Origin of the sequence: Methanooceanicella nereidis (genome assembly GCF_021023085.1) — an archaeon.
GTDB lineage: Archaea > Halobacteriota > Methanocellia > Methanocellales > Methanocellaceae > Methanooceanicella > Methanooceanicella nereidis.
In genome coordinates this window covers 76,213-97,488 of record NZ_PGCK01000014.1, presented here as the reverse complement: position 1 = coordinate 97,488, position 21,276 = coordinate 76,213, and the positions used below count along the sequence as shown (strand labels likewise).

Here is a 21,276-nt window from a genome sequence, read left to right as displayed (position 1 = left end):
ACCCGGTCCCATCCCGAACCCGGAAGTTAAGCCCGCACACGTAATGCCCTGTACTGAGGTACGCGAGTCCCCGGGAACGGCAATAAGCCGCCAAACCAACCAAAAAACCACCCAAATTATAAAAAATTTTACTCATATTAATCTATTCGAGTTTTTTAGTTTAGTATTCCTTAAAGAAACAAATCGCAAATTTAATATTTTATAATCTCTTCAGTTTATCCGTAGTGAATTAAATGGAAAAATTCGATATGGAAAAGGAACTGAAAGACATCAGGATGCCTGAAATCAATAAAAGACGAAAGGAACCTGATCTTAGCGTTAAACATGCAGGATTAAAGATCATAACGACAAGAATATTAGCATTATTACTTATCACCATCGTCGGGGGCATGGGGATATACTCTTTGATATATACAAAATCCGAGACAGGTGAAGTAAACAGGCTTCTACTTGCATTGGTGCTTATCTATTTACTTGTAGGCGGGCTGGTTGCATATAAACTGGCAAAATTAGAGTTTATCGGATGGTTCTCATTGTTCCTGTTATCCGGGGCGGGCATATTATTATCATTGATATCATCAATAAACCGGGGGATCATGATCGGTACAATACCTATCCTTGTAACATCTATAATACTCATTTGCGTATTATTTTGGATAAAAGATCTATTCGGGATCAAGACCCTTGGTGATATTTTTAAGCCACACTAAAAAATAAACAAGGGAGAAAATCTCCCCTCTTATTATTCTTTTAAAACTTCGTTTATCTTTTCTTTTAGTATCCTGTTAATGAGCTTACCATCAGCCTTTCCTCTTAGCTGTGACATGGCCAGGCCCATCAGCCCGCTTTGAGCCGCATCACCCTTTTCTCGCACAAAGTCCTTTTTGGACATCACTATATCACCGATGATCTTTTCGACCTCTTCTTCGCTCATTATGGATATCCCTAATTTTTTAAGAATATCCTCTGCTTTCCTGCCAGGCTCTTTGGCGATCTCCGTGAGCATGCCCGGTATGGCCTCCTTGGAAGCCTTGCCTTCGCTCACCAGCATGAACACATCCTTCAGATGTTCGTCAGTGATATTCTCTACCGGGACTCCATCCCTGCGCAACTCGGTCAGCGTCCCGTGCATCGTCCTTGCCACCAGCGTAGGGTTGCCATATGCTTTAACTATCTCCTCGAACAGGTCGTTGGACACGGAAAAAGCGATATGTCCAGCGAGTTCCTCGTTCAGCCCGTACTCCTTCATGAACCTTTCTTTCTTTTCGGTCAGAAGCTCGGGAAGGTCCTGTTTTATACTTAAGATCATTTTCTCTGTTATCTCTTCCGATAGTATGTCCGTCTCCGGATACATCCTTGCCCTGCCGGGCAGAGGCCTCATATATTCGGTATTTCCATTGGGCAGAGGCCCCCTGGTCTCTTCAGGGATACCTATCATCGCTTCCTTAGCCCTTCTCATTACTGCCTGCATGGCCATCTTTGCCTTCTTTTCCTTATCGGCGACCATGACAAAGGCATCTTGTGGTCCAAGGTCAAGCTTCTTCACTATGGCGTCCACCTCTTCCTGGGTTATGCCATAATTCGGTAACTCGTCAATATGGAATATTCCTCCTACGCCGGAGGCTCTTTTAGCCCTGTCCGAGAATTCGGAGCCCAGCCTTCTGTTCGTCTGGATCTCTTTACCGATCAGGCCTTTGAAGCCGGACAGCCTGATCGCATATGCGACGCCTCCCGAGGACAGTGCTTTTTTGACCACTTTGGATGTAGTATTCTTAAGAACGTCCGATATATCGACTATTTCCTCGGATACTCTGGCGTTCCTTTTTATGAGCTCGTCCATTATTTCCAGGAGCATCAACTGTCTCCCGACCTCGTTCTCCACGACCTGCTCGATAAGGTCCAGGGCCTGGACTCCTTTGATCTCCACCCTTGCGCCTCTGGCTATCGATACGTTCACGTCCTGTCTTATCGTTCCCAGGCCGCGCTTTACCTTGCCCAGTGCCCTTAACGTCGTGCCTATATGCAATGCGACCTCTCTCGCCTGTTTAGGTGACTTGATGTCCGGCGCCGTAGCTATCTCGACAAGCGGGATACCAAGCCTGTCCAGCGAGTAGACGACCGTGTCGTCCTTTGTCTCTATCTTAGAGCATGCGTCTTCCTCAAGACAAAGCGTGTCCACTCCGACCCTTCCGAGATCGGTGTCCAGGTATCCTCCGGACGATATGAAGCACGTCCTCTGGAAACCGCTGGTATTGGAGCCGTCCACAACGATCTTTCTCATCACGAATACTTCGTCCACAGGGGTCATGTTCAGCATGATGGACGCTTTAAGCGCCACTTCCAGGGCCTCCTTGTTCAATGGCATAGGGGGCTCCTCATCGTTCTCTATCAGGCATGTCGTGTCATATGCCTTATACATGAACCTCCGTTTTACCATGGCCTGTTCTGCCGCCGCCCTGTCCACTTCTCCAAGCTCGCTGCGGCTTGCCCTGAGGTATCTGAAAAACTCAAAATTAGAGTCCGCAACTTCCCTTATCTCTGTGGGGCAGTTACAGAATAGCTTAGTCTTAGTGGCAAGCTGCTGGTGTATCTCAAGGCCTGCCTTAAGGCCCACGGCTTTATAGTCTATCCCTGTCATATCGTAGACCTCCAGTTTATCTCCCCGGCGATATTCGTGTTCATGATCCTCTTGACCTCTTCGGCGTCGGATGTCTGGCCAAATGCCCACATTAACTTGACTAGCGCCACTTCGGGTATCATATCGTTACCCTCTATGACACCCGCTTTTAAAAGGTCGATACCCGTGGAGTATACCCTGTCACATACTCTGCCGTTGATACACTGGGACGTCATGACGATGACCATGCCGGAATCGATGGCTTTCTTAATTTCCGGTATCCATCCTGTGTTGACGTGTCCCAGGCCCGTTCCCTCTATGACAAGCCCTTTGTATCCTTTTGACCTGTAATATTCAATTATGTCCGGGGACATGCCGGGATAAAACTTTATTAGCGCGCATCTTTCGTCTATCCCGTCCATCAGGGCGGCTTCTTTCTCGCCCCTCTTATCATATGGTCCCAGGACAGTTATGGCCCTTGTGCCGTAGTCGATGCTGGCCACCGGCGTATCGTTCACGGACTGGAACGCTGTCCTCATGGACGTGTGTAGTTTTCTCACCTTGGTGCCCCTGTGCACATAACAGTAATCATCGGACGTCGAGCCGTGCATCACGACACTGACCCCCGCGATGTCTGATACCGCGACCGTGGCCGTGCAGATAGCGTTCATCGCGTTATCGCTGGATGGCCTGTCGGAGGATCTTTGCGAACCGACTATTATTATCGGGACCGGTGTCCGTACCATGAACGATAGCGCCGCTGCCGTATATGTGATAGTGTCTGTGCCGTGAGTTATTATTATGCCATCAGCACCGTTAATTATCTCTTTATAGACGGCTCTGGCGAGGTTCGCCCATATGGACGGCGTCATGTCCTCGCTGAAGATCATGCTGAGGACTTCGCCCCTGTAATTCGCTATGCCGGATAGTTCCGGGATCGCTTCGATGATGTCATCCGCCGTGAACTGGCTTGATACGGCGCCCGTCCTGTAGTCCACCTTGCTCGCGATGGTGCCTCCCGTGGATAATATGGATACTGTCGGAAGCGACGGGTATCTCCCCTGCTCTTTTGCCGGCAACTTAACCGGTCCCGGGGACTTTTCAAGAAGCTCTACCTTTGCCCCATCTTTCGTCGAGAGACCCACGTTATAGCCGTTGTTCATCTTAAGGACGATGTTATCGCTCCGCGAAGGCATCACGACGCCCTCGTAAACCTGTTCGCCTTTCGTCACCCGGATGCGATCTCCTTCCCTGTATTCAATGCCTTCGATAGTGGCCATGTGATCAACCTGATATTGTATTCTTAACTGCATTTGATAATTCGTCTTCAGACCTTTTTAGCTTTTGGACAAGACCGGCATATAGCCCTTCATCGTCCTTTATCTTTCTATTCTCGCTCTCTATCTTTTTGCCGATAGCCGATATCGCCGGCCCGCCCGTGACGCTTCTTCTTTCGATATTTTTAAGGGGGTCCTTCGCTTCCTCCAGCATTTTTTGCGTCAGGCCCATGTCGCTGAGTCTCTTACCTATCATATCCATGGACGCATCGTCCACTTCGGAAAGAGACGGGTTTCCGTCTCCGCGCGCAAGCTTGCCGACGATGCCGTGGGCGGTCCTGAACGGCAATCCTGTCGACCTTACGATGGTATCCGCTATCTCTGTCGCAGTGGTGAACCCCATCGTGCTCTTTATTCTCATCTCGTCCTTCTTTATCTTTAACGTGCTTATCGCCCCCGTAAGGATACGTAACGACGAGCGGGTTATCTCGAACGAGCGAAGGAGCTGTGGCGTCACCTCCTGGAGGTCGGTGTTATAGCTGTACGGAAGGCCTTTTGTGATGGAGAATGCAGCTACCATGTGGCCTATCACTGTTCCGCACCTGCCCCTTATCAATTCCAGTATGTCGGGATTCTTTTTCTGCGGCATGATGGAGCTCGTCGACGAATAGGTGTCCGCCAGCTCGATAAAGCCGAACTCAGAGGTGCTCCAGAGTATGAGCTCGTCCGCCATCCTGCTAAGGTCTACTTCCAGTATGGCGAGCTTTGAGACAGTGTCAAGGATGAAGTCTCTGGCCGATACTCCGTCCATCGAGTTGTCCATCGGCCTGTCAAAGCCCAGTAGAGCGGTAGTATATTCCCTGTCAAGGGGGAATCCGGTCGATGCGAAAGCGGCGCTTCCGAGCGGGTTGATGTTAATGAACTTATATGCGTCGGCCAGCCTTTCGAAATCCCTGTCGAGAGCGGATATATGGGCCATCATATGGTGTGCCAGCGTCGTCGGCTGTGCATGCTGCATATGCGTGAACCCGGGCATCACCGTGTCGACGTTCTCCCCTGCCAAATTCAGGATGGCCATACGCAGGTCCAGAAGCTCGGCCATGATACCGAGCAGTTCCTGCCTTGCCGATATTCGTATGCATGTAGCCACCTCGTCGTTACGGGAACGGCCCGAATGCATCCTGCCCCCGACATTTTCTCCTACTGACTTAATGAGCTTTGACTCGATCGCCATATGGACATCCTCAAAGACAGGGATGTTAACGGCATCCACGCCCTCGGACTCTATCTTTTCAAGAGCCTTGAGGATCGAGGCCGCATCTTCCTTCGAGATTATTCCCTGCCTGGCAAGCATCACCGTATGCGCCCTGTCGACGGTTATGTCCGAACGAAAGATCCACCTGTCGGCAGGTATCGACGATGAGAATGCGTTCACTTCCTCGCTCGGCCCCGCAGAGAGCCTGCCTCTTCTTAGTATGTCTTCTTTATTCTCCATTCTGGAACACGCTCAATGAAATTTAATGATTTAAAATATCTTGCGAATACTTTTTCCTATCTTTGTATATTAGTGTTAGTGTTTCATCGGTGCGGCCTTTCGTGCCAAGATAAACTATTTCAGCCATAGGCCGACATAGATAACCTGAATTCATCAACGGGCCACGAGTGATATGGAATATGGTATTTACCGGCATTTACGAACAAAATAACGAAAAGGTCTTCGTGATAAGGGACACGATAGAGGTCAGGGTCCCTATCAAGTTTTACTCGCAGCTAAAAAAGAAATATACTGACGAGGAGATCGTCTCTATCCACGAGCCCAAGGTGCTGCGCCATCATTACACTGGCCGCGAAATGATATACATCACAAAGGAGTCCGGTATACCTCTGATAGGACACACCGCGTTCGGGCTGATCGACAGGGGGACTAACCTGATACAGGTCAGGCCTGTGTCCGGGTGCAATCTTAACTGCATATTCTGCAGCGTGGACGAGGGAGTTACACAGACAAGGAAGACCGATTATATCGTTGACACCGATCATCTTGTCGAGGAGTTCGCAAAGATCGCGGCCCTCAAAGGCAATGATGTTGAGGCCCACATAGACGGCCAGGGAGAGCCTTTCTTATATCCTTATATGGTCGAGCTTCTGGAAAAGCTAAGAAAGGTGCCTCAGGTAAAGACCATTTCCGCACAGAGCAACGGCATGATGCTGGACGAAGAGAAAATAAGGAGCATGGACGGCCTGATAGACCGGATAAACCTCTCCATATCGTCTATGGACGAGCGCAGGGGATATGCGCTCGCGGGCACTAAAAAATATAGCGTCGAGCATGTGAAAAACGTTGCGAGAATGCTGTCAGAGAGCAGCATAGACGTGCTCCTGGCGCCAGTCTGGGTGCCCGGGTATAACGACGAGGATATTCCGCGCATAATAGAGTTCGGCCTCGAGATCGGAGCGGGTAAAAAGTTCCCGGCCTTCGGCATACAAAACTACGTAAGGTACCAGTTCGGCAAAAAGGTCAAGGGAAAGGCCATGAGATTCCCGGATTTCTTCGACAGGCTCGCGGAGTACGAAAAGGCTTACGGGATAAAATTAAAGCTATCTCCATCGGATTTCGGGATACATAAGTCCCCGTCACTACCGAAGGTCTTTAAGAAGGGTGAAAAACTTAAGCTTGACCTGATCGCTCCGGGAAGGGTCCATGGCGAGATGCTTGCCGTAGAGCGCGGGCGCGTCATAGGCGTCCTTACCGATAAGCCTGTGGGGACCAGGGTGAACGCGGAGATAACGCGTATCACGGATAACGTCTATGTGGCCGTTACAGGCTCTTCGTGATGTTTCCTGAACATATTTTCAAGCCTGTCGATAGTCTCCCTTGACAGGTCAAGATCTACCTTATTGAATGTCACGCCCAGCATCCCGCCCGCCATGCTCAGCTCGTGTTCCGAGAAATATTTTTTCGCATGCCCGATCACCGTATCGACATCGACTTTCTGGGATAGCGCACATATCGCTGCCATAAGGTCAAATGCCTGGGCGCTTGCAAGCCTGGACGAGTCGATCTTAAGGCAGTCAAGCACAAAGACCCTGCCGCCCGAATAAATAAAGTTATCAAGCTTGATGTCGCCATGCACAAGCCCGTTATCGTGCATGGTCTTCATGATACTGAATATATTATCCATGTCCTTATCCTTAAGATCAACTTTGGAGAGAGGGCGTCCTTCGATGAATTCCATGACAAGGATGTAATCGTCTTCGTTCAGCCGGTACAGGCCAAGTACGTCGGGAGTGTTTATAGACTTTGACCTTAGCATGTTCAGGCTGTCCCGCTCAAAGATCAGCATATCCCGGGCATCGGCATAATCGTCGAACTTCAGGTCCGCGCCTTCGACCATTACGCCAAGGTTACGCATATGGCTCATGTACCTGTGCTTTAGCGCACTCATACCGTTGATCATTTTGGCCATGTACTTTTTTTCCTTCTTTGTCTTTTTATCGATCCCTTCTACGATGCAGGGTATCGATAGCCAGTAGGAGCCTCCTGCGAGCTTTACCCTGGTCTTCGAAAGATTGAATTTTTTTCGGAAGATATGTTTTATCTGCGTTATTCTAAGCCTGTTCAGCCTGTCTCTGGATATGTCATGCATCCTGTCGATAAGCGCTCTGTTAAGCCTCGTATGAAAGACCTTATCGAGGATCCTCGCGCAAAATATGGACAGCCCGAGCACGCCCACGACGGTGTTCTCGGTGATCCGGTTATTCAAAATACGGTAGCCTATCTTAACGGTCGTATTTTTAAAAGCTTTAGCTATTTCCTTATCGGTGATGTGTATCTCGAATGACATTATCTCAGGGCCAACTCATTCTAATGCTTACATACTAAATAATTTTACCATCCTAAAAGAGAAAAGGTATTGATAAAATTCGATTATGGTACCAGAGCTTATTCTACGGGGCCGGCTCAAAATAAGACCTTAGCTCTTCGACCTTTTCTTCCGGGAGGTCTATGTCGGGCTTAAATATGGCCACATATAGCAATCTTCCGGCTTCGCGGATCTCATCCTTCGGATAATATCTTTCGGCTATCTCCAGTATCTTTTTCACCGGATATTTCTCGGCGATGGAGCTTATTGCGCATACGAGGTCATACTTTTTTCCGGCATCGAAAGCAGTCTCATCTATCTTCAGGCAGTCTATGAAATACACCTTGCCTTGCGAGTATATCATATTGTCAAGCTTAATGTCGCCGTGTACGAACCGGCTGTCATGCACTGTCTTCAACATGCGGAATATCTGGTCCACCTGGTCTGCCGTGATGACCATATCGGATAAAAGCTCGCCCTCTATATATTCCATGACAAGGATATGGTCCTCCTCGTTCAGCCTGTAAGAGCCCAGCACTTTCGGTGTATTCACTGAAGATTTCCTTAGTTTTTTCAGACAGCCGCGCTCGAACATCATCATGTCCCGGGCATCCTCGTACCCGTTAAACTTCAGGCCGGTCCCAACGACGGCCATGCCCAGGTTTCTCATCTGCATCATATACTTGTGCTTTATCGCGCTCATCTCGTTGATTATCTTAACGAGAAACTTTTTTTCTTCACCTGTCCTTCTGTCGATACCTTTGACCACGCAGGGTATGGACAGCCAGTACGAGCCTTCGGCAAGCCTTATTTTTATGCGGCCGATACCGTACTTTTTTCTGAAGATATATTTTATCTGGGTTTTTCTAAGCCTGTTAAGGTCATCCCTGGATATTTCCCTGATCCTGGAGATCAGCGCTCTTTTGTATCTTGTGTGAAAAATTTTATCGATGACCGATAGGATGACAAGTACTGCAGCAATGAGCGTCGTTATCGACCACTCGACCAAAACGTTGTTCAGCACAATATAGTATGATCTTTTTATCAGCCTTCCTGCGCGGTCGATCATACGCTTCGTTTTTATTTTTTCGATCAATTCAGACATGTCTGTATGTCACAAGTTTCAGGTATATATCTAAGGAAAATAATGTTCCACATGGAAAACAACGGTACTAATCATTTGATACGTAATAATGGGCGATATAATCTGTATTTTTTGATTTAAGACTTAATATACATTTATTGGCTAATTCTATTGCATAATTATGGGTTATTCATGATAACAAATGCTTAAATAGCCCTGAATAAACTACACAAAGTTTATAAAAATATAAAAGGCTTGATAACATAAATTACACCACAGGTAAAAATTTTTTATAGAGATATCATAGTATATAATAAAAAACAAAAACATATTGTCCGGGCAGTGATAGTGCGATGTATACCTCATTTGTAGGATTGAACATAGATATTAACGAGGAAGATAATATCGAGGAATCACTATTACGGATGGATAACGTCATCGAGATCTATAAGATGATGCAGCCTTTCGATCTGTTCATTAAGGTATATGCCGATAATATCAGGATACTCGAGACCACTGTCGAGGAGATAAGAAAACTAAACGGCATATACAAGACATATAATTTTTTGGCAGTCCAGCAAAAGAAAGGCCTGAAATAATATTTCAATATTTCATATAGCCTCCTTCCATGGCCGACGTGGCCAGGGATGTATACAGCCCCAGCACACCTCCGTACTTTCGTTCAGGCGGCTCCCATCCGGATAGCCTATCCCTTATTATACCGACCACTGTATCAGGATCTTCTTCCCTTTCTTTTACGCCTACTATGTTCAAGCCTCTTCCTTTAATGTCTATCTCGATCATATCCCCGTTCTCTACGACGGCTATCGGCCCGCCTTCGGCCGCCTCAGGCGATACGTATCCGACACACGGTCCCCGCGATGCCCCGGAGAACCTTCCATCAGTGACCAGCGCAGTCGTCGTGTTAAGGTCCTCGCTGGATGCAAGCGCCTCTGTCGGATAGAACATCTCGGGCATTCCGCATCCTTTAGGCCCCACGTTCCTGATCACTATGACAGATCCCTTTTCTATCACTCCGCCCACAATGGCGTCGAAAGCCGAACGCTCGTCCTCGAAGATGACCGCCGGCCCCGTGTGGTGAAACATCTCTTTTGGCACGGCGGAGTGTTTTATCACAGCGCATCCGGGAGCAAGATTTCCTTGAAGTATGGCCAGGGCACCGCTTCCCAGCGGGTCGTTCGCGGAGGCTATGACCTCTTCAGCCCGGACCTTGTAGTTATCGAGATATATTCTGATCTTATCAAAATAGCGCTGTTCCTCAAGCTCTTTTAGGTTCTCTCCTAATGTCTTACCCGTGACCGTCATCGAGTCAAGGTGTAGGTACTCTTTTATCTGCGCTATTATCCCCTGTACTCCCCCGGCATACCAGAACAATATCGCAGGATATTTTCCGCTCGGCCTTATGTTTAACAGGAACGGTATCTCCCTGTTGATCTCATCCCAGAGCGACGGCTTGATGTTTATGCCAGCCTCTTTGGCAATGGACGGTATATGTAATATGGCGTTCGTAGAGCCGCCTAATGCCGCATGCACCATTATCGCGTTCTCGAAGGCTTTCTTTGTCAGTATGTCCCGCGTGGTAAGCCTTTCCTCAAGCATTTTCATTATCCGCATCCCTGCGGCCTCTGACATATGGCCGATGTCCTTTTTATAGGCGGGCATAACGGCAGACCCGGGCAGGGCCATCCCGAGAGCCTCGGACATCGACTGCATGGTGTTGGCAGTGCCCATGAACGAGCAGCTGCCTACCGTGGGGCAGGCATTGCGCTGTAAAAACCTGTAATCGCCTTTGGATATTTCCCCGCGCTTAAACTCGGCATATATTGTCCCGACCCTTTCAAGGGTAAACATCCCGGGCCCTTCCATCATTGTTCCTCCGGGCATGTGTATCGCCGGGGCTTCGCTTATACGGGCAGCGGCCATTAACTGTCCAGGTATCGCCTTGTCACAACTGGATAATAGCACGATCGCGTCCATCGGCTGGGTTTTCCAGTGGACTTCTATCATATTACATATCATGTCCCTGGATAAAAGCGAATAGTTCATGCCCTCCCATCCCTGGGCTATGCCGTCGCACATGTCTGTGACATGGAAAAGCGCAGGCTTGCCGCCTTTTGAGTATATGCCTTTCGAGGCCATCTGCGACAGGTTTAAAAGATGATAGCTTCCGGGTAGCGAATCGCCCCATGCGTCCTCGACGAGGATCTGCGGCTTTTCCAGGTCCTGGACAGTCCAGTCCATGGATAGCTTCAGAGGGTCTATCTCGGGGCTCAGTCTTCTCAGTTCCTGACTCCTCATGATTGGATTATTATATTTTATAATTTATTTTATTTTTCTACCTGTGCCAGCACTTTTTATACATATCGATAGTCTCAGAAAGACGCTAAAGGGCGATATTAAGCCTGTGTATAATTCGTGACCGCAGCGACAGGATAAAATATGATGACCTCGTTTCATGCTCTCGCATACCAGTAATAATAAAGCGGACTTGTGGGGTAGACCTACGATCTGCTTATTATTTACAATCGTCTTCTCCCCGGCAATTTGATATGCAGGGCCCAATATATTAATACTCTAAAATATTTTTGACCGATACACTACATTTTTCAATAAATTTGAACCTAGAGGAGAAGATATATGTATGATATTTATGATATTGCTCTTGCTGCTTTAGCAATGAAGTACTATTTAGTAATTCTGCTATCAGCAAAGACCGGTGATCAGAAATGATAACATCCGAAGATATACACAGACTAATGAAACTGAAAGCGACTGACAAGGAAGCCTTCTATAAGCTATTGAACGAAATGGCTCATTCGAAGCCTGTAGACATCCTTCTGTCATACAAGAAATTCAAGGAATATTCTGCGAACGTATAAGATTTTTGACATCGATCTTGTGGGGGTATGCTTTACTATAGCTTAGTTCATCCCCTTCATAAAAGTTATATATTGAAGTGCTCATTTTAAGACTGGTAACTCATATGGTCGATATTGCGGTCATTCTCGGGTCCCTGTCGGACCAGCATATTGCGGATAAAGTCACAGATGTCCTGACAAAGAACAATGTCTCATACGATCTACGTATCCTGTCTGCGCACAGGGATCCTGATGCGCTTGACGCATATGTCAGGAGCACTGATGCAAGAATATTCATCACTATAGCAGGGCTCTCCGCAGCGCTCCCGGGCGTTGTGGCAGCAAGGACAGATAAGCCCGTCATAGGCGTACCTGTGTCCGCGAAGCTTGGCGGCCTCGATGCGCTGCTGTCCATAGCCCAGATGCCAAAGGGCGTCCCAGTGGCCTGTGTGGGTATAGATAACGGGGACAACGCCGCCCATATGGCTATACGCATCCTGAAACTCATAAAGTGATATTATGGATTTGACTACGATAGATAAGAAAACGGTGAAGACGGCCTACGTGGCTACAGCAGCCATACTTATGGTCGGCGCTCTTGTCTCGGCGTTCTATGACCATGATTATATTGCCCTGGGTTTCATCGTTGCGGCATCCGCAGTCATACTCGCAGGGTCTTTATTTATGGCCTACAGGCGCAAGGTGGATAAAGTCCGCGACGTTGATTAAGGCCCGTATCATTTGATCAAGGGTAAAAGCAACTATCTGATTTATTATTTTATTTCTTTTGGCAGGGTTCGCCGGAGATACCTCTTTCCGGGAATGTCCTGTGTTATAATAACATAAGTAAAAATGAATTGACTTTCTTGTGTAAATAAAAGTTAAAAATTTACTGTCTTTATGCCGTTATGCCCCTATAGGTCATCGTCTTCCTCGGCAACATCCTCCACGGACCCGTCCTCGAAGTAAGGCTTCATTTCATCCCTGAGGTCTTCAGCCGTCATGACCGGAGCATTCGTAGCAAGTGGCGTCATTTTTTGTTTTTTTGCAAGACAGAAGTAGTTTGAGAATGTCTGCATGCTGTCCACGACCACAAGTTCATTCTTATGTACTGCGAGCGAAATGTACATTTACTGCCTCCCCATTGTCTTGTTCTTTAACTGTCTACCCTAAAACCGTACTTACTAACGGCCTAATACTGGTTAAGGGAAAAATAATATCTATCTATTATATAATATTATCGAATAAAATAATGGGATTTTTTAGGATAAAACCGGCGACTTTTACATGTTTACCAATACCTTGCCGGGTTAGACAAGATTTAACTTGTTAAAAATATTGTAATACAAATATGCGATATATCCTGATAGACTTCGAACATGAAAAAGGGGTACAATCTGACACAACATGTTTGCGGGATATGTTCGCCTTCGAAGGATCTGATATACCCGAGGCGGCATTGTTCGGGCTAGGCGAAGGACTTAGCTTTTTTTACTGGGAAAGCAAGAACCTCCGGCGCCCCACGATGGGATGCCGTACCGGGGTCCTAGACCTGGATAAAAAAGCGTGCCAGAGCCTTGGGGTCGAGATCCGCGTGCGCACTTCCCGAAGCCCTAAGCGGGCTTACGGCCAGATGAAAAAGATGCTGATGGATAAAATGCCTGTCATGATGCACGTGGATAGCTATTATTTAAATTACGCGGGCAAAGAACAGCACAACGGAGCATATTCCGTCATATCCACCGGAGTCGACGAAGATTCCGATATTGTGTTTTTAGCCGACCATAGGTTCGATGATATCATTGAACTGCCCATATCCCGGCTGATCGAAGCCAGGGCGTCTTTGCATAAGCCATTCCCCCCTCAACACAGGTGGTTCGAGTTCTCTTTTCCAGAAGAGGTCAACATTAGCACAAAATGTGTCATAGACTCTATCTCGGCCAACACTATAGCCATGCTTAACCCGCAGGTCAGGAACGTGGGTGTAGGGGGAATTTACTACTTAGCCAACAGCATAAGGCTCTGGAGGGATCTTTATAGCCAGAAAGAGGTTGAGGACATGTGTGACGAAGCATATATGACGCTATACGGGGACGGCTTATATCCGGGCTGCCTGAGGCACCTGTATGCTGATTTTTTATCGTTCGCATATGAAGTAACGGATATAGGGTCCTTAAAAGATGTGTCTGAAGGATATGGTGAGGCAGGTAATATGTGGACAAGGGCGGCTAAGATGTTCGGGGAAGTGAAATGCGGATGCGTGTCGCTTTCCGAGATCGCCGACGCCATGACGTCCATAGCGGAAAAAGAGCACCAGCTGCAGACAGAGTTGCTTTGTGCCGTTAACCTCGGGTGTAAAAGAAACGGCGGCGGTAAAAAGTGAATGCCGGCGGGCATCCTTATATTTCCAAGCTTTATGTTAACATAATGGGTTTCCAAATAAGCCGGTGTGTCCATACTTTCATTGGACGCTAATGGATAGTTTAATTATCAAAACAATATTATATATTACCTTATTTCAATATATGACAATATTAACTATTTGAATATTAATTTGTTTAATAAGCCATATTTATCCTTGTATCCAAAAAAATACATTAATCTATCACAAACTTTATTATCAGAAAAACGAACATAAAATGTATGAAATTAAATGATCTGGTCGCTTCAATGTCCGGTTATTTATCGGAACAGACGATTGTGGACTTTATCATGTTCAGCAAAGCCTTTGATGATGCCCGGTATTCGGTGCTAAAGACAAAGGCCATTGATAAGGTCTCAATAGCATTGCTTGCGGCAGCTAAAAACAGTGAATTATTCTATGATGTTGTACAATGGGGAGAGGACAATGGAATCGCGTCAAAAGCCACGTTTTCCAGAAGGAAAGACTTTCTCGTAAACCTTAACGTGATACAGGAGGAGAGTGTAAAAACGCCATTCGGCAGACCGAAGATACGCCTTAAGCTTAATGAGAAAAAATTATCGGAGTACTTTGGCGTCCAGCCAGAATCCTCTTAAGCCGGAGTACTTTTATCGATAGATCATTTTTACGTTCTCTTTAAAATGGCTCCACATCATACAGGGGAGAACCAGGGCCGTTTATAGAGACTTTCCCGTTTGTCCCGATTATGGTCATGCCATCCAGCTCTCCTTTTCCGCAGAGCACGTCCTGCTCCGGATGCGTGCCCGGTATTATGCATGAGCTGAGAGTTATCTTTTCGCCTGCCGAAACAACGATCGAGAGCCTCTTTGTCGCAGGATGGTCCTTTTTTAACACAAGTAAAGGCATGTCGCCTTCGCGTACCAGGTATAGCATACACCTGATGGACGATTTGGCCCTTTCGCCGCTATAAAAACACGACGCGGCCAGTATATCCTCCGGATCCAGGAACTGGACGAGCTCCTCCGTATCGGTCTCTATAAAAACACGCTTAACATCGCCTGCTTTAATGATGCCTGCGGTAAACTTACCATCCGTTAAAAATAATATGTCGTCGAGGCCGAGGCTTACCGTAACGTTCACTCTATCAACTCTACGTCCTCGGAACCGCAAGACGGGCACGTAGGTGTCTTTCCGGCACCCTTGAACTTGCTGTCGCACTCTTTGCACTGATATCTTTTAAACTTAAGCTCGTTGAGCTCAATGTCTCCCATCATTCCGCCGCTGCTACACATGCTGGATCTCACCTCCATTCATGATACTGTTCCTATATATCTACCCCATCTTCTTAATATTTTCCGAAACTCGCTGTCTTACATTCTCATAAAGATCGTTCATATGGGCGTCCATGGTGACAGTAAGCGGCCCGAAATCCTTCACTTCAAGCTTCCATACCGCTTCGGCCAGGCCAAGGTCCAGCCATTCCACGCCCGCGACATTCTCGACCATACGGGCTCCTATCACAGCTATCCCGCCGGTCATGGATAAGTAGGCCGAGCACGAATCGTGTAGCGCTTTAAGCGTACTTTTATCCATTCCGCCCTTACCCACTATCAAGATCCCGCCATTCCTGATGACATCGGGCTCCAGGTCGTTCATGCGCGCGCTCGTCGTTGGGCCTATGGCGACTATCTTCCACTCTTCCCCTTCCTTCTCTACGACAGGCGCCCCATGGAATATGACCGACCCTTCCAGATCAAATGGCAATTGTTTACCCGATGAAAAATATTCCAGTATCCTCATATGGGCCTTATCCCTCGCGGTAAGGAACGTTCCGCTGATATACACTACATCGCCGGCCTTTAGCTTTTTTATGTCCTCTCTGGAGACTGGCGTACTAAGATGGTATTCCATTCAATCACACCCAAAATCCACTTTTCCGTCCTCGAACAACTTCGCGCTCGCCCTTCTTGCCGCGTAGCACTGGATGTTTATCCCCACCGGCAGGCTTGCCGTATGGCAGTATGCATATTCTATATGTACCGCAAGGGATGTCGTGTCCCCGCCCAGCCCCATGGGACCGATCCCTGTTGAGTTGATCATCTCCAGCAACTCATCTTCCAGCATCGCGATGTCCGGATCGGCATTATGCGATCCTGCCGGCCTGATAAGGGCTTTTTTTGCCAGCGCCATGCACATGTCGGAACTGCCACCTATCCCTATGCCGATGATTGTGGGCGGACAGGGCTTGCCTTCGGCTTTTACTACGGTTTCCAGCACGAACTTTTTAATGCCCTGCATACCCTGCGAAGGGTTAAGCATCGCCATCGCGCTCATGTTCTCGGAACCGGCGCCCTTGGGCATAACGGTCATTTCGATATGATCGTTGTTTGAATAAGAATATGATATTATCGGCATAAGCCTGCCCGTATTATCCCCCGTATTCACACGGGTCAACGGATGGACGACGTTCTTTCTGAGCGGTATCTCGGCAGTAGCCCTGCGCACTCCTCTGGCTATAGCATCTTCCAGCCCCGGCGCGTTAAAGCTTCCCATTTTAACGAAGAATACGGGTATCCCTGTATCCTGACACATCGGTAGAGAGCATTTTCCCGCCTCTCCGATATTTTCTAGCATAAGGCCAAGCTCTCTCCTTGCAGTATCGTTCTTTTCCGAGGTCCTGGCCTCTTCCAGCCTGCTCACAACGTCATGCGGGAGCCTCGTGACCGCGATCCTCAGCAGCGAGACGACCGTATCCTCTATTATCTTATCGTTTAACATGGGACCCACCATTAATACTTTTATATAAAAGATATATCCTTAGGTATACGCAATATTGATAATACACATATAATATTTTGATGGGTGGTACTCTGCTATCAGATAAACGATCAGGCTTCATCTCCTATGTATATGAAAACCGCTGGCAGGTCTTGATACTGGCAATATTTTTAGCCGTGCTCTTATTCGTGGCCTTCTTTTTCAGGCCGCTGTTCGACGGTATCATCCTGGGGATATTTTTTGCATATGTGACACGCCCGGTAAAGGACTTTCTCGACAGGTACACAAAATTTTCGCCGTATATAGCAACATTTTGTATACTGATCCCGGTATTCTTCCTGATCCTGTACGGTATACTTGAGGCCAGGACGCAGTTGATGTGGGTATCATCTAACCTGGATGTGATATATGCCGATTCCCTGGCGATGTTAAGTTCATTGGGTATTCCTATGGACCCGAACACCAGGCTGGATGGTATTATCCAGGGGCTGACGGATTATCTGATATCGTTCCTTCGCTCAATATCCGTGAAGGAAACTGCGGAGTCGCTGCTTCTGTTCGGGATGAACGCGATAGTATCGATATTCGTGTGTTTTTACCTCTTAAAGGATGGCGGCCGAATAGTCCTGTCTTTCCGTGATACGGCCCCGTCAACGATCAGGTCGCAGGCGAGCTATTTTATCGCAGAGGCGGACAGGATACTGAATGGCATATATATGGGCACTTTCTATACGGCGCTGTTCATTGCAACGATGTCATTCATCATCTTTTACCTCTTTAACATGCCATACCTGATCCTGTGCACGGCATTTGTTTTTATAGCGGCGATGGTCCCCATACTATCGGGCATGATGGTCTTCCTGCCGCTCACGGTCTACGAGCTATTTGCCAGAGGGCCGTTGATGGCCGGGATCTTCCTTTGCGCTTCCGTCATATTAGTATATATACCGCCAGACTATATTATCCGGCCATATCTGATCAACAGGGCTTCAAACCTGCACCCGTTACTGATAATACTGTCATTTATCGGCGGCGGCCTTGCAGGGGGGCTTGCAGGCTTTTTTGCCGCCCCGCTCGCGACAGGTATTCTGGTAGCGTTTTATCGGACATACCGTAAATTTGGTGAAAAAACAGATGAAAGCGTACATTGAGACTTACGGCTGTACGGCCAACATGGTCGATTCCTCCGGCATATGCGACGCCATCCTCAGATCGGGAGGGTCAGTCGTCGACGATCCGGGCGAAGCCGATGTGATCATTATCAATACATGCGCTGTGACGCAGCATACCTCAAGGAGCATGCTGAAAGCGATCAGCAAATATAATGGTAAGCGGGTGATAGTCGCCGGATGTATGGCATCCGCTCAGCCGGAGATGCTAACGGGGCTCGAGTTTGCCAAAAAGCCGGGGGCCGATCATGTAGCCAAACTTTTAGGGATCGCTCACGACCCCAATGAGATACCGCTTACAATGACGGGTAAGACCGCCATCATATCGATATCCGAAGGCTGCATGGGAAACTGCTCCTATTGCATAGTCCGGATCGCCAGGGGAAAGCTCCGAAGCGAGCGTCCTGAAAAGATACTGGACGCCGTGAAAAGGTCTGTTGCCGCAGGAGCTACAGAACTATATATTACTTCTCAGGATGTCGGCACTTACGGGATGGACATCGGCATCAGGCTGCATGAGCTTTTAAGGGAGATCATCGGGATGCCCGGAGATTTCAAGATACGGCTGGGGATGATGAACCCGTTCTCGATAGCAGATATTATCCCGGAGATGATCGATGTCTTCAATCATCCTAAGGTCTATAAATTCGCCCATATCCCTGTACAGTCAGGCTCTGACAGGATACTGGGGTTAATGGGCCGTCCTTACACTGCGGCAGAATATCGTGGCATGGTCGAAGAGTTACGCGGGGGCGTGCCGGGTATCACCTTCTCAACTGACTACATAGTAGGGTTCCCGACGGAAACTGATGATGACTTCGAGAGGACGAAGGATAATTTGAGGGTGTGCCGGCCGCTTAAGGTCAATATAACCAGGTACTCTCCAAGGCCGGGAACCCCCGCGGCAATGATGCCGGATGTACTCGAAAGGATCAAAAAAGAGCGCTCGAGAGCTCTAACGGCGCTGCATCATGAGGTCACATCCTCGTTCATGCGCTCCTGCGTTGGGGAACATAAGGGGGTACTTGTCACCGAACCGGGTAAGGCGGGGACAGTAGTTGCCCGGGACAGTTCGTATAATATGGTAGTTATCGGAGAATTGCTCCCTCAGGGAAAATACGTGGACGTAGAGATCATCGATGCCAGGACCACTTATATGGTCGGCAAGGTCATCCGATGAACTTTAAAATGATTCATTTTATCATTATAAATTTTATATATTCAATATCATTTTATTGGTTTTCACAGGTATTATCGATCATTTTATTTTGTGTAACAGGAAATTTTTTATCCGGAGTGTATAATTTAAGTAAAAATGGTCATAAGTCAAATTAAAACCATATTGTAATATTTACGAAAATATTTACTTTATTTAAAGCTATAAATATGATTATATGTCTTTGTTTTTTGATTTTTTAAAAAATTTTAAATAACAATCTATAAATATGACGATTGACATAATGTAAATATCTCATGATAAATCATATTATTTTAAAAAATTTATAATTAATCACGTATGTTTAATAAAATTAAATTTAACATTTTGAAATAATTCCAAAAAATCGTTAAATCTATTTTGTACGGTAGTATTGAAGTTTTCTATTAAAATATATATAATATTATACAAAATCGATTAAATGATAGAGGGACAAAACATAAACTTAATATCTTTGTAGTACCATATACTATTGTCTAAGTGGTCACTGAGAAGTAACCATCGACCCCTTTATCATAAAATAGGCATAGGGGTCAATGAACTTTTAGAACGCAATTCGGGCAGCGAAAGGCGGTACTAAATGTTGCTTCTAGATGCCGGGTAATTTTTACCGCGCAAACGGCCACAATGACGGAACATTTTAAGAATCCTACGGGAGGAGGGAGAAAATGCCTAAATTTAAGGATGTAATAGACCTATACGACGATAAGGGAAAACTTTTAGAAAAGGATGTACCTCTTGAGGCAATCAGCCCATTAGTCAACCCGACTATCAAGAAACTCATCGGCTTGACCAAGAGGTCAGTAGCAGTAAGCCTCGAGGGTATCGAGGGCGCTCTCAAGACCGGAAAGGTCGGCGGCAAGGGCAGGCAGATCCTCGGAAAGAGCTTAGATCTCAGCCTCGTCAAGGACGCAGAGAAGATCGCCAAGAACGTCGAAGACAAGATCCGCGTAAGCAAGGGCGACGACACAGCAGTTAAGATCGTCGGCGGCGGCAAGAGCTTACTCGTACAGTGCCCGACCGCAAGAATCGATGCGGGCGCAGAGTTCGTCGCAGGTATGACCTGTGCAGGCTCAGCCGTAACAGAAGCCTTACTCGAGATGTACAAGGTCGACATGTTCGACGGTCCGTTCGTCAAGGCAGCAGTATGGGGTCTCTACCCGCAGACCATCGATATGGAAGGCGGTAACGTAAAGGGTATCCTTGAAGCTCCGATGAAGGATGAAGGTCTCGGCTACGCATTAAGGAACATTCTGTGTAACCACACAGTTGCGATCGCAAAGAGAAACGCCATGAACGCAGCAGGTCTGTCCTCAATATTCGAGCAGACTGGTGTATTCGAGATGGGCGACGCGATCGGACCGTGGGAGAGGTACCAGTTACTCGGCTTAGCATACCAGGGTCTTAACGCAAACAACCTGGTATACAACTTAGTCAAGGAGAACGGCAAGAACGGTACTGTCGGATCAGTAGTCGCTTCTACCGTCGGCAAGGCTATCGATGACAAGGTCATCAAGGTAGAGAAGACCCTGCCGTCCGGATACAAGGTATACACCACTGAAGACGTCCCATTATGGAACGCATACGCTGCAGCCGGTTTAATGGCAGCAACGATGGTCAACTGCGGTGCAATGAGAGCAGCCCAGGCAGTATCATCGACCCTGCTGTACTACAACGACCTGATTGAGAGAGAGACCGGATTACCGGGCGTAGACTTCGGTAAGGTTCAGGGTACCGCAGTCGGATTCTCGTTCTTCAGCCACTCGATCTACGGTGGCGGCGGACCGGGTATATTCAACGGTAACCACGTCGTTACAAGACACTCCAAGGGCTTTGCGGTTCCATGTGTATCTGCAGCTTGCGCACTTGATGCAGGCACCCAGATGTTCACTGTAGAATCGACCTCCAAGCTCATTGGTGATGTATTCGGCGAGATACCCGAGTTCAGAGAACCACTCGTATACGTTGCAAAGGGAGCAGCAGAGATCAAGGGAAAAGTATAGATAAGTA

22 protein-coding genes and 1 rRNA gene are annotated in these 21,276 nt (G+C 47.4%); 12 read left to right on the top strand and 11 right to left on the bottom strand.

Annotated features, from left to right (window positions below; genetic code table 11):
• Both rrf and CUJ83_RS14680 read left to right on the top strand, forming a co-directional pair.
• A 5S ribosomal RNA gene (rrf, locus tag CUJ83_RS14685) occupies nucleotides 1-96 on the top strand; the annotation flags it as partial.
• Between the two features lie 137 nt (nucleotides 97-233).
• Nucleotides 234-710, top strand: a complete 477-nt coding sequence (locus CUJ83_RS14680; protein WP_230743197.1) for a hypothetical protein — start codon at nucleotides 234-236, stop codon at nucleotides 708-710.
• Nucleotides 711-742: 32 nt separating this feature from the next.
• On the opposite strand, the gene gatE is transcribed toward CUJ83_RS14680, so the two are convergent.
• From gatE to argH, 3 genes are read right to left on the bottom strand one after another with little or no spacing between them, the layout of a single operon-like run.
• Nucleotides 743-2,638: a Glu-tRNA(Gln) amidotransferase subunit GatE gene (gene gatE / locus CUJ83_RS14675; RefSeq protein WP_230743196.1), complete on the bottom strand. Its 1,896-nt coding sequence runs from the start codon at nucleotides 2,636-2,638 to the stop codon at nucleotides 743-745.
• On the bottom strand, nucleotides 2,635-3,879 hold the full coding sequence (gene gatD / locus CUJ83_RS14670) for a Glu-tRNA(Gln) amidotransferase subunit GatD (RefSeq protein ID WP_369424441.1): 1,245 nt from the start codon (nucleotides 3,877-3,879) through the stop codon (nucleotides 2,635-2,637). Before gatD ends, gatE begins: the two co-directional genes overlap by 4 nt.
• Nucleotides 3,880-3,901: 22 nt before the next feature.
• Nucleotides 3,902-5,389, bottom strand: a complete 1,488-nt coding sequence (argH, locus tag CUJ83_RS14665; protein WP_230743190.1) for an argininosuccinate lyase — start codon at nucleotides 5,387-5,389, stop codon at nucleotides 3,902-3,904.
• A 179-nt stretch (nucleotides 5,390-5,568) separates the two neighbouring features.
• Between argH and CUJ83_RS14660 the strand changes: the two genes are divergently transcribed.
• On the top strand, nucleotides 5,569-6,729 hold the full coding sequence (locus CUJ83_RS14660; RefSeq protein WP_230743189.1) for a radical SAM protein: 1,161 nt from the start codon (nucleotides 5,569-5,571) through the stop codon (nucleotides 6,727-6,729).
• Here the strand turns inward: CUJ83_RS14660 and CUJ83_RS14655 are convergent.
• Together CUJ83_RS14655 and CUJ83_RS14650 are read right to left on the bottom strand one after the other, a co-directional pair.
• A complete protein-coding gene (locus CUJ83_RS14655; RefSeq protein ID WP_230743187.1) occupies nucleotides 6,702-7,739 on the bottom strand; it encodes a lipopolysaccharide core heptose(II) kinase RfaY in 1,038 nt (345 codons plus the stop codon). The genes CUJ83_RS14660 and CUJ83_RS14655 overlap by 28 nt on opposite strands.
• 103 nt (nucleotides 7,740-7,842) lie before the next feature.
• Nucleotides 7,843-8,862 (bottom strand): lipopolysaccharide core heptose(II) kinase RfaY, encoded by a 1,020-nt coding sequence (locus CUJ83_RS14650; RefSeq protein ID WP_230743186.1) that lies wholly within the window; start codon nucleotides 8,860-8,862, stop codon nucleotides 7,843-7,845.
• 332 nt (nucleotides 8,863-9,194) lie between these two features.
• On the opposite strand from CUJ83_RS14650, the gene CUJ83_RS14645 reads away from it, so the two are divergent.
• Complete coding sequence (locus CUJ83_RS14645) at nucleotides 9,195-9,440, top strand: Lrp/AsnC ligand binding domain-containing protein (protein ID WP_230743184.1); 246 nt, start codon at nucleotides 9,195-9,197, stop codon at nucleotides 9,438-9,440.
• A 4-nt stretch (nucleotides 9,441-9,444) separates the two neighbouring features.
• Here the strand turns inward: CUJ83_RS14645 and ilvD are convergent, their stop codons facing one another.
• Nucleotides 9,445-11,160, bottom strand: coding sequence for a dihydroxy-acid dehydratase (gene ilvD / locus CUJ83_RS14640; RefSeq protein ID WP_230743182.1), 1,716 nt, complete (start codon nucleotides 11,158-11,160; stop codon nucleotides 9,445-9,447).
• A gap of 428 nt (nucleotides 11,161-11,588) precedes the next feature.
• On the opposite strand from ilvD, the gene CUJ83_RS14635 reads away from it, so the two are divergent.
• The 3 genes from CUJ83_RS14635 (at nucleotide 11,589) to CUJ83_RS14625 (ending at nucleotide 12,449) form a co-directional block, all read left to right on the top strand.
• A complete protein-coding gene (locus CUJ83_RS14635) occupies nucleotides 11,589-11,741 on the top strand; it encodes a hypothetical protein (protein ID WP_230743181.1) in 153 nt (50 codons plus the stop codon).
• A gap of 104 nt (nucleotides 11,742-11,845) precedes the next feature.
• Nucleotides 11,846-12,235, top strand: coding sequence for a 5-(carboxyamino)imidazole ribonucleotide mutase (locus tag CUJ83_RS14630; protein WP_230743179.1), 390 nt, complete (start codon nucleotides 11,846-11,848; stop codon nucleotides 12,233-12,235).
• Between the two features lie 4 nt (nucleotides 12,236-12,239).
• The gene (locus tag CUJ83_RS14625; RefSeq protein WP_230743177.1) at nucleotides 12,240-12,449 is read left to right on the top strand and encodes a hypothetical protein; all 210 of its coding nucleotides are present in this window, start codon (nucleotides 12,240-12,242) and stop codon (nucleotides 12,447-12,449) included.
• Nucleotides 12,450-12,634: 185 nt separating this feature from the next.
• Here CUJ83_RS14625 and CUJ83_RS14620 read toward each other — a convergent pair whose 3' ends face one another.
• A complete protein-coding gene (locus tag CUJ83_RS14620) occupies nucleotides 12,635-12,850 on the bottom strand; it encodes a hypothetical protein (protein ID WP_230743176.1) in 216 nt (71 codons plus the stop codon).
• A 221-nt stretch (nucleotides 12,851-13,071) separates the two neighbouring features.
• Between CUJ83_RS14620 and CUJ83_RS14615 the strand changes: the two genes are divergently transcribed.
• Both CUJ83_RS14615 and CUJ83_RS14610 read left to right on the top strand, forming a co-directional pair.
• Complete coding sequence (locus CUJ83_RS14615; protein WP_230743174.1) at nucleotides 13,072-14,103, top strand: BtrH N-terminal domain-containing protein; 1,032 nt, start codon at nucleotides 13,072-13,074, stop codon at nucleotides 14,101-14,103.
• A gap of 260 nt (nucleotides 14,104-14,363) precedes the next feature.
• Nucleotides 14,364-14,738 (top strand): transcriptional regulator TbsP domain-containing protein, encoded by a 375-nt coding sequence (locus CUJ83_RS14610; RefSeq protein WP_230743171.1) that lies wholly within the window; start codon nucleotides 14,364-14,366, stop codon nucleotides 14,736-14,738.
• 40 nt (nucleotides 14,739-14,778) lie between these two features.
• Here the strand turns inward: CUJ83_RS14610 and CUJ83_RS14605 are convergent, their stop codons facing one another.
• From CUJ83_RS14605 to CUJ83_RS14590, 4 genes are read right to left on the bottom strand one after another with little or no spacing between them, the layout of a single operon-like run.
• Nucleotides 14,779-15,243 carry a hypothetical protein gene (locus CUJ83_RS14605; protein WP_230743169.1) on the bottom strand — a complete coding sequence of 155 codons (465 nt, stop codon included), beginning with the start codon at nucleotides 15,241-15,243 and terminating at the stop codon, nucleotides 14,779-14,781.
• A complete protein-coding gene (locus CUJ83_RS14600) occupies nucleotides 15,240-15,413 on the bottom strand; it encodes a hypothetical protein (RefSeq protein ID WP_230743167.1) in 174 nt (57 codons plus the stop codon). The genes CUJ83_RS14605 and CUJ83_RS14600 overlap by 4 nt, the downstream gene beginning before the upstream one ends.
• Before the next feature lie 22 nt (nucleotides 15,414-15,435).
• Nucleotides 15,436-16,014 carry a FumA C-terminus/TtdB family hydratase beta subunit gene (locus CUJ83_RS14595; protein ID WP_230743166.1) on the bottom strand — a complete coding sequence of 193 codons (579 nt, stop codon included), beginning with the start codon at nucleotides 16,012-16,014 and terminating at the stop codon, nucleotides 15,436-15,438.
• Nucleotides 16,015-16,881, bottom strand: a complete 867-nt coding sequence (locus tag CUJ83_RS14590; protein ID WP_230743164.1) for a fumarate hydratase — start codon at nucleotides 16,879-16,881, stop codon at nucleotides 16,015-16,017. It abuts the gene before it with no gap.
• An 80-nt stretch (nucleotides 16,882-16,961) separates the two neighbouring features.
• Between CUJ83_RS14590 and CUJ83_RS14585 the strand changes: the two genes are divergently transcribed.
• The 3 genes from CUJ83_RS14585 to mcrB all read left to right on the top strand — a co-directional run bounded on the left by CUJ83_RS14585 (nucleotide 16,962) and on the right by mcrB (nucleotide 21,269).
• Nucleotides 16,962-18,032: an AI-2E family transporter gene (locus CUJ83_RS14585; RefSeq protein ID WP_230743162.1), complete on the top strand. Its 1,071-nt coding sequence runs from the start codon at nucleotides 16,962-16,964 to the stop codon at nucleotides 18,030-18,032.
• Nucleotides 18,016-19,230, top strand: coding sequence for a tRNA (N(6)-L-threonylcarbamoyladenosine(37)-C(2))-methylthiotransferase (locus CUJ83_RS14580; RefSeq protein ID WP_230743160.1), 1,215 nt, complete (start codon nucleotides 18,016-18,018; stop codon nucleotides 19,228-19,230). The genes CUJ83_RS14585 and CUJ83_RS14580 overlap by 17 nt, the downstream gene beginning before the upstream one ends.
• A 704-nt stretch (nucleotides 19,231-19,934) precedes the next feature.
• On the top strand, nucleotides 19,935-21,269 hold the full coding sequence (mcrB, locus tag CUJ83_RS14575) for a coenzyme-B sulfoethylthiotransferase subunit beta (RefSeq protein WP_230743158.1): 1,335 nt from the start codon (nucleotides 19,935-19,937) through the stop codon (nucleotides 21,267-21,269).
• The last annotated feature ends 7 nt before the right edge of the window (nucleotides 21,270-21,276 follow it).

Coding starts and splice junctions, on each gene's coding strand:
- CUJ83_RS14595 (WP_230743166.1), bottom strand. CDS start 16,014: ATGGAATACCATCTTAGTACGCCAGTCTCCAGAGAGGACATAAAAAAG.
- CUJ83_RS14615 (WP_230743174.1), top strand. CDS start 13,072: ATGCGATATATCCTGATAGACTTCGAACATGAAAAAGGGGTACAATCT.
- CUJ83_RS14655 (WP_230743187.1), bottom strand. CDS start 7,739: ATGTCATTCGAGATACACATCACCGATAAGGAAATAGCTAAAGCTTTT.
- argH (WP_230743190.1), bottom strand. CDS start 5,389: ATGGAGAATAAAGAAGACATACTAAGAAGAGGCAGGCTCTCTGCGGGG.
- mcrB (WP_230743158.1), top strand. CDS start 19,935: ATGCCTAAATTTAAGGATGTAATAGACCTATACGACGATAAGGGAAAA.
- CUJ83_RS14625 (WP_230743177.1), top strand. CDS start 12,240: ATGGATTTGACTACGATAGATAAGAAAACGGTGAAGACGGCCTACGTG.
- gatE (WP_230743196.1), bottom strand. CDS start 2,638: ATGACAGGGATAGACTATAAAGCCGTGGGCCTTAAGGCAGGCCTTGAG.
- CUJ83_RS14635 (WP_230743181.1), top strand. CDS start 11,589: ATGATAACATCCGAAGATATACACAGACTAATGAAACTGAAAGCGACT.
- CUJ83_RS14650 (WP_230743186.1), bottom strand. CDS start 8,862: ATGTCTGAATTGATCGAAAAAATAAAAACGAAGCGTATGATCGACCGC.
- CUJ83_RS14600 (WP_230743167.1), bottom strand. CDS start 15,413: ATGGAGGTGAGATCCAGCATGTGTAGCAGCGGCGGAATGATGGGAGAC.
- ilvD (WP_230743182.1), bottom strand. CDS start 11,160: ATGAGGAGTCAGGAACTGAGAAGACTGAGCCCCGAGATAGACCCTCTG.
- CUJ83_RS14680 (WP_230743197.1), top strand. CDS start 234: ATGGAAAAATTCGATATGGAAAAGGAACTGAAAGACATCAGGATGCCT.
- CUJ83_RS14645 (WP_230743184.1), top strand. CDS start 9,195: ATGTATACCTCATTTGTAGGATTGAACATAGATATTAACGAGGAAGAT.
- CUJ83_RS14590 (WP_230743164.1), bottom strand. CDS start 16,881: ATGTTAAACGATAAGATAATAGAGGATACGGTCGTCTCGCTGCTGAGG.
- CUJ83_RS14610 (WP_230743171.1), top strand. CDS start 14,364: ATGAAATTAAATGATCTGGTCGCTTCAATGTCCGGTTATTTATCGGAA.
- CUJ83_RS14580 (WP_230743160.1), top strand. CDS start 18,016: ATGAAAGCGTACATTGAGACTTACGGCTGTACGGCCAACATGGTCGAT.
- CUJ83_RS14630 (WP_230743179.1), top strand. CDS start 11,846: ATGGTCGATATTGCGGTCATTCTCGGGTCCCTGTCGGACCAGCATATT.
- CUJ83_RS14620 (WP_230743176.1), bottom strand. CDS start 12,850: ATGTACATTTCGCTCGCAGTACATAAGAATGAACTTGTGGTCGTGGAC.
- CUJ83_RS14585 (WP_230743162.1), top strand. CDS start 16,962: ATGGGTGGTACTCTGCTATCAGATAAACGATCAGGCTTCATCTCCTAT.
- CUJ83_RS14660 (WP_230743189.1), top strand. CDS start 5,569: ATGGTATTTACCGGCATTTACGAACAAAATAACGAAAAGGTCTTCGTG.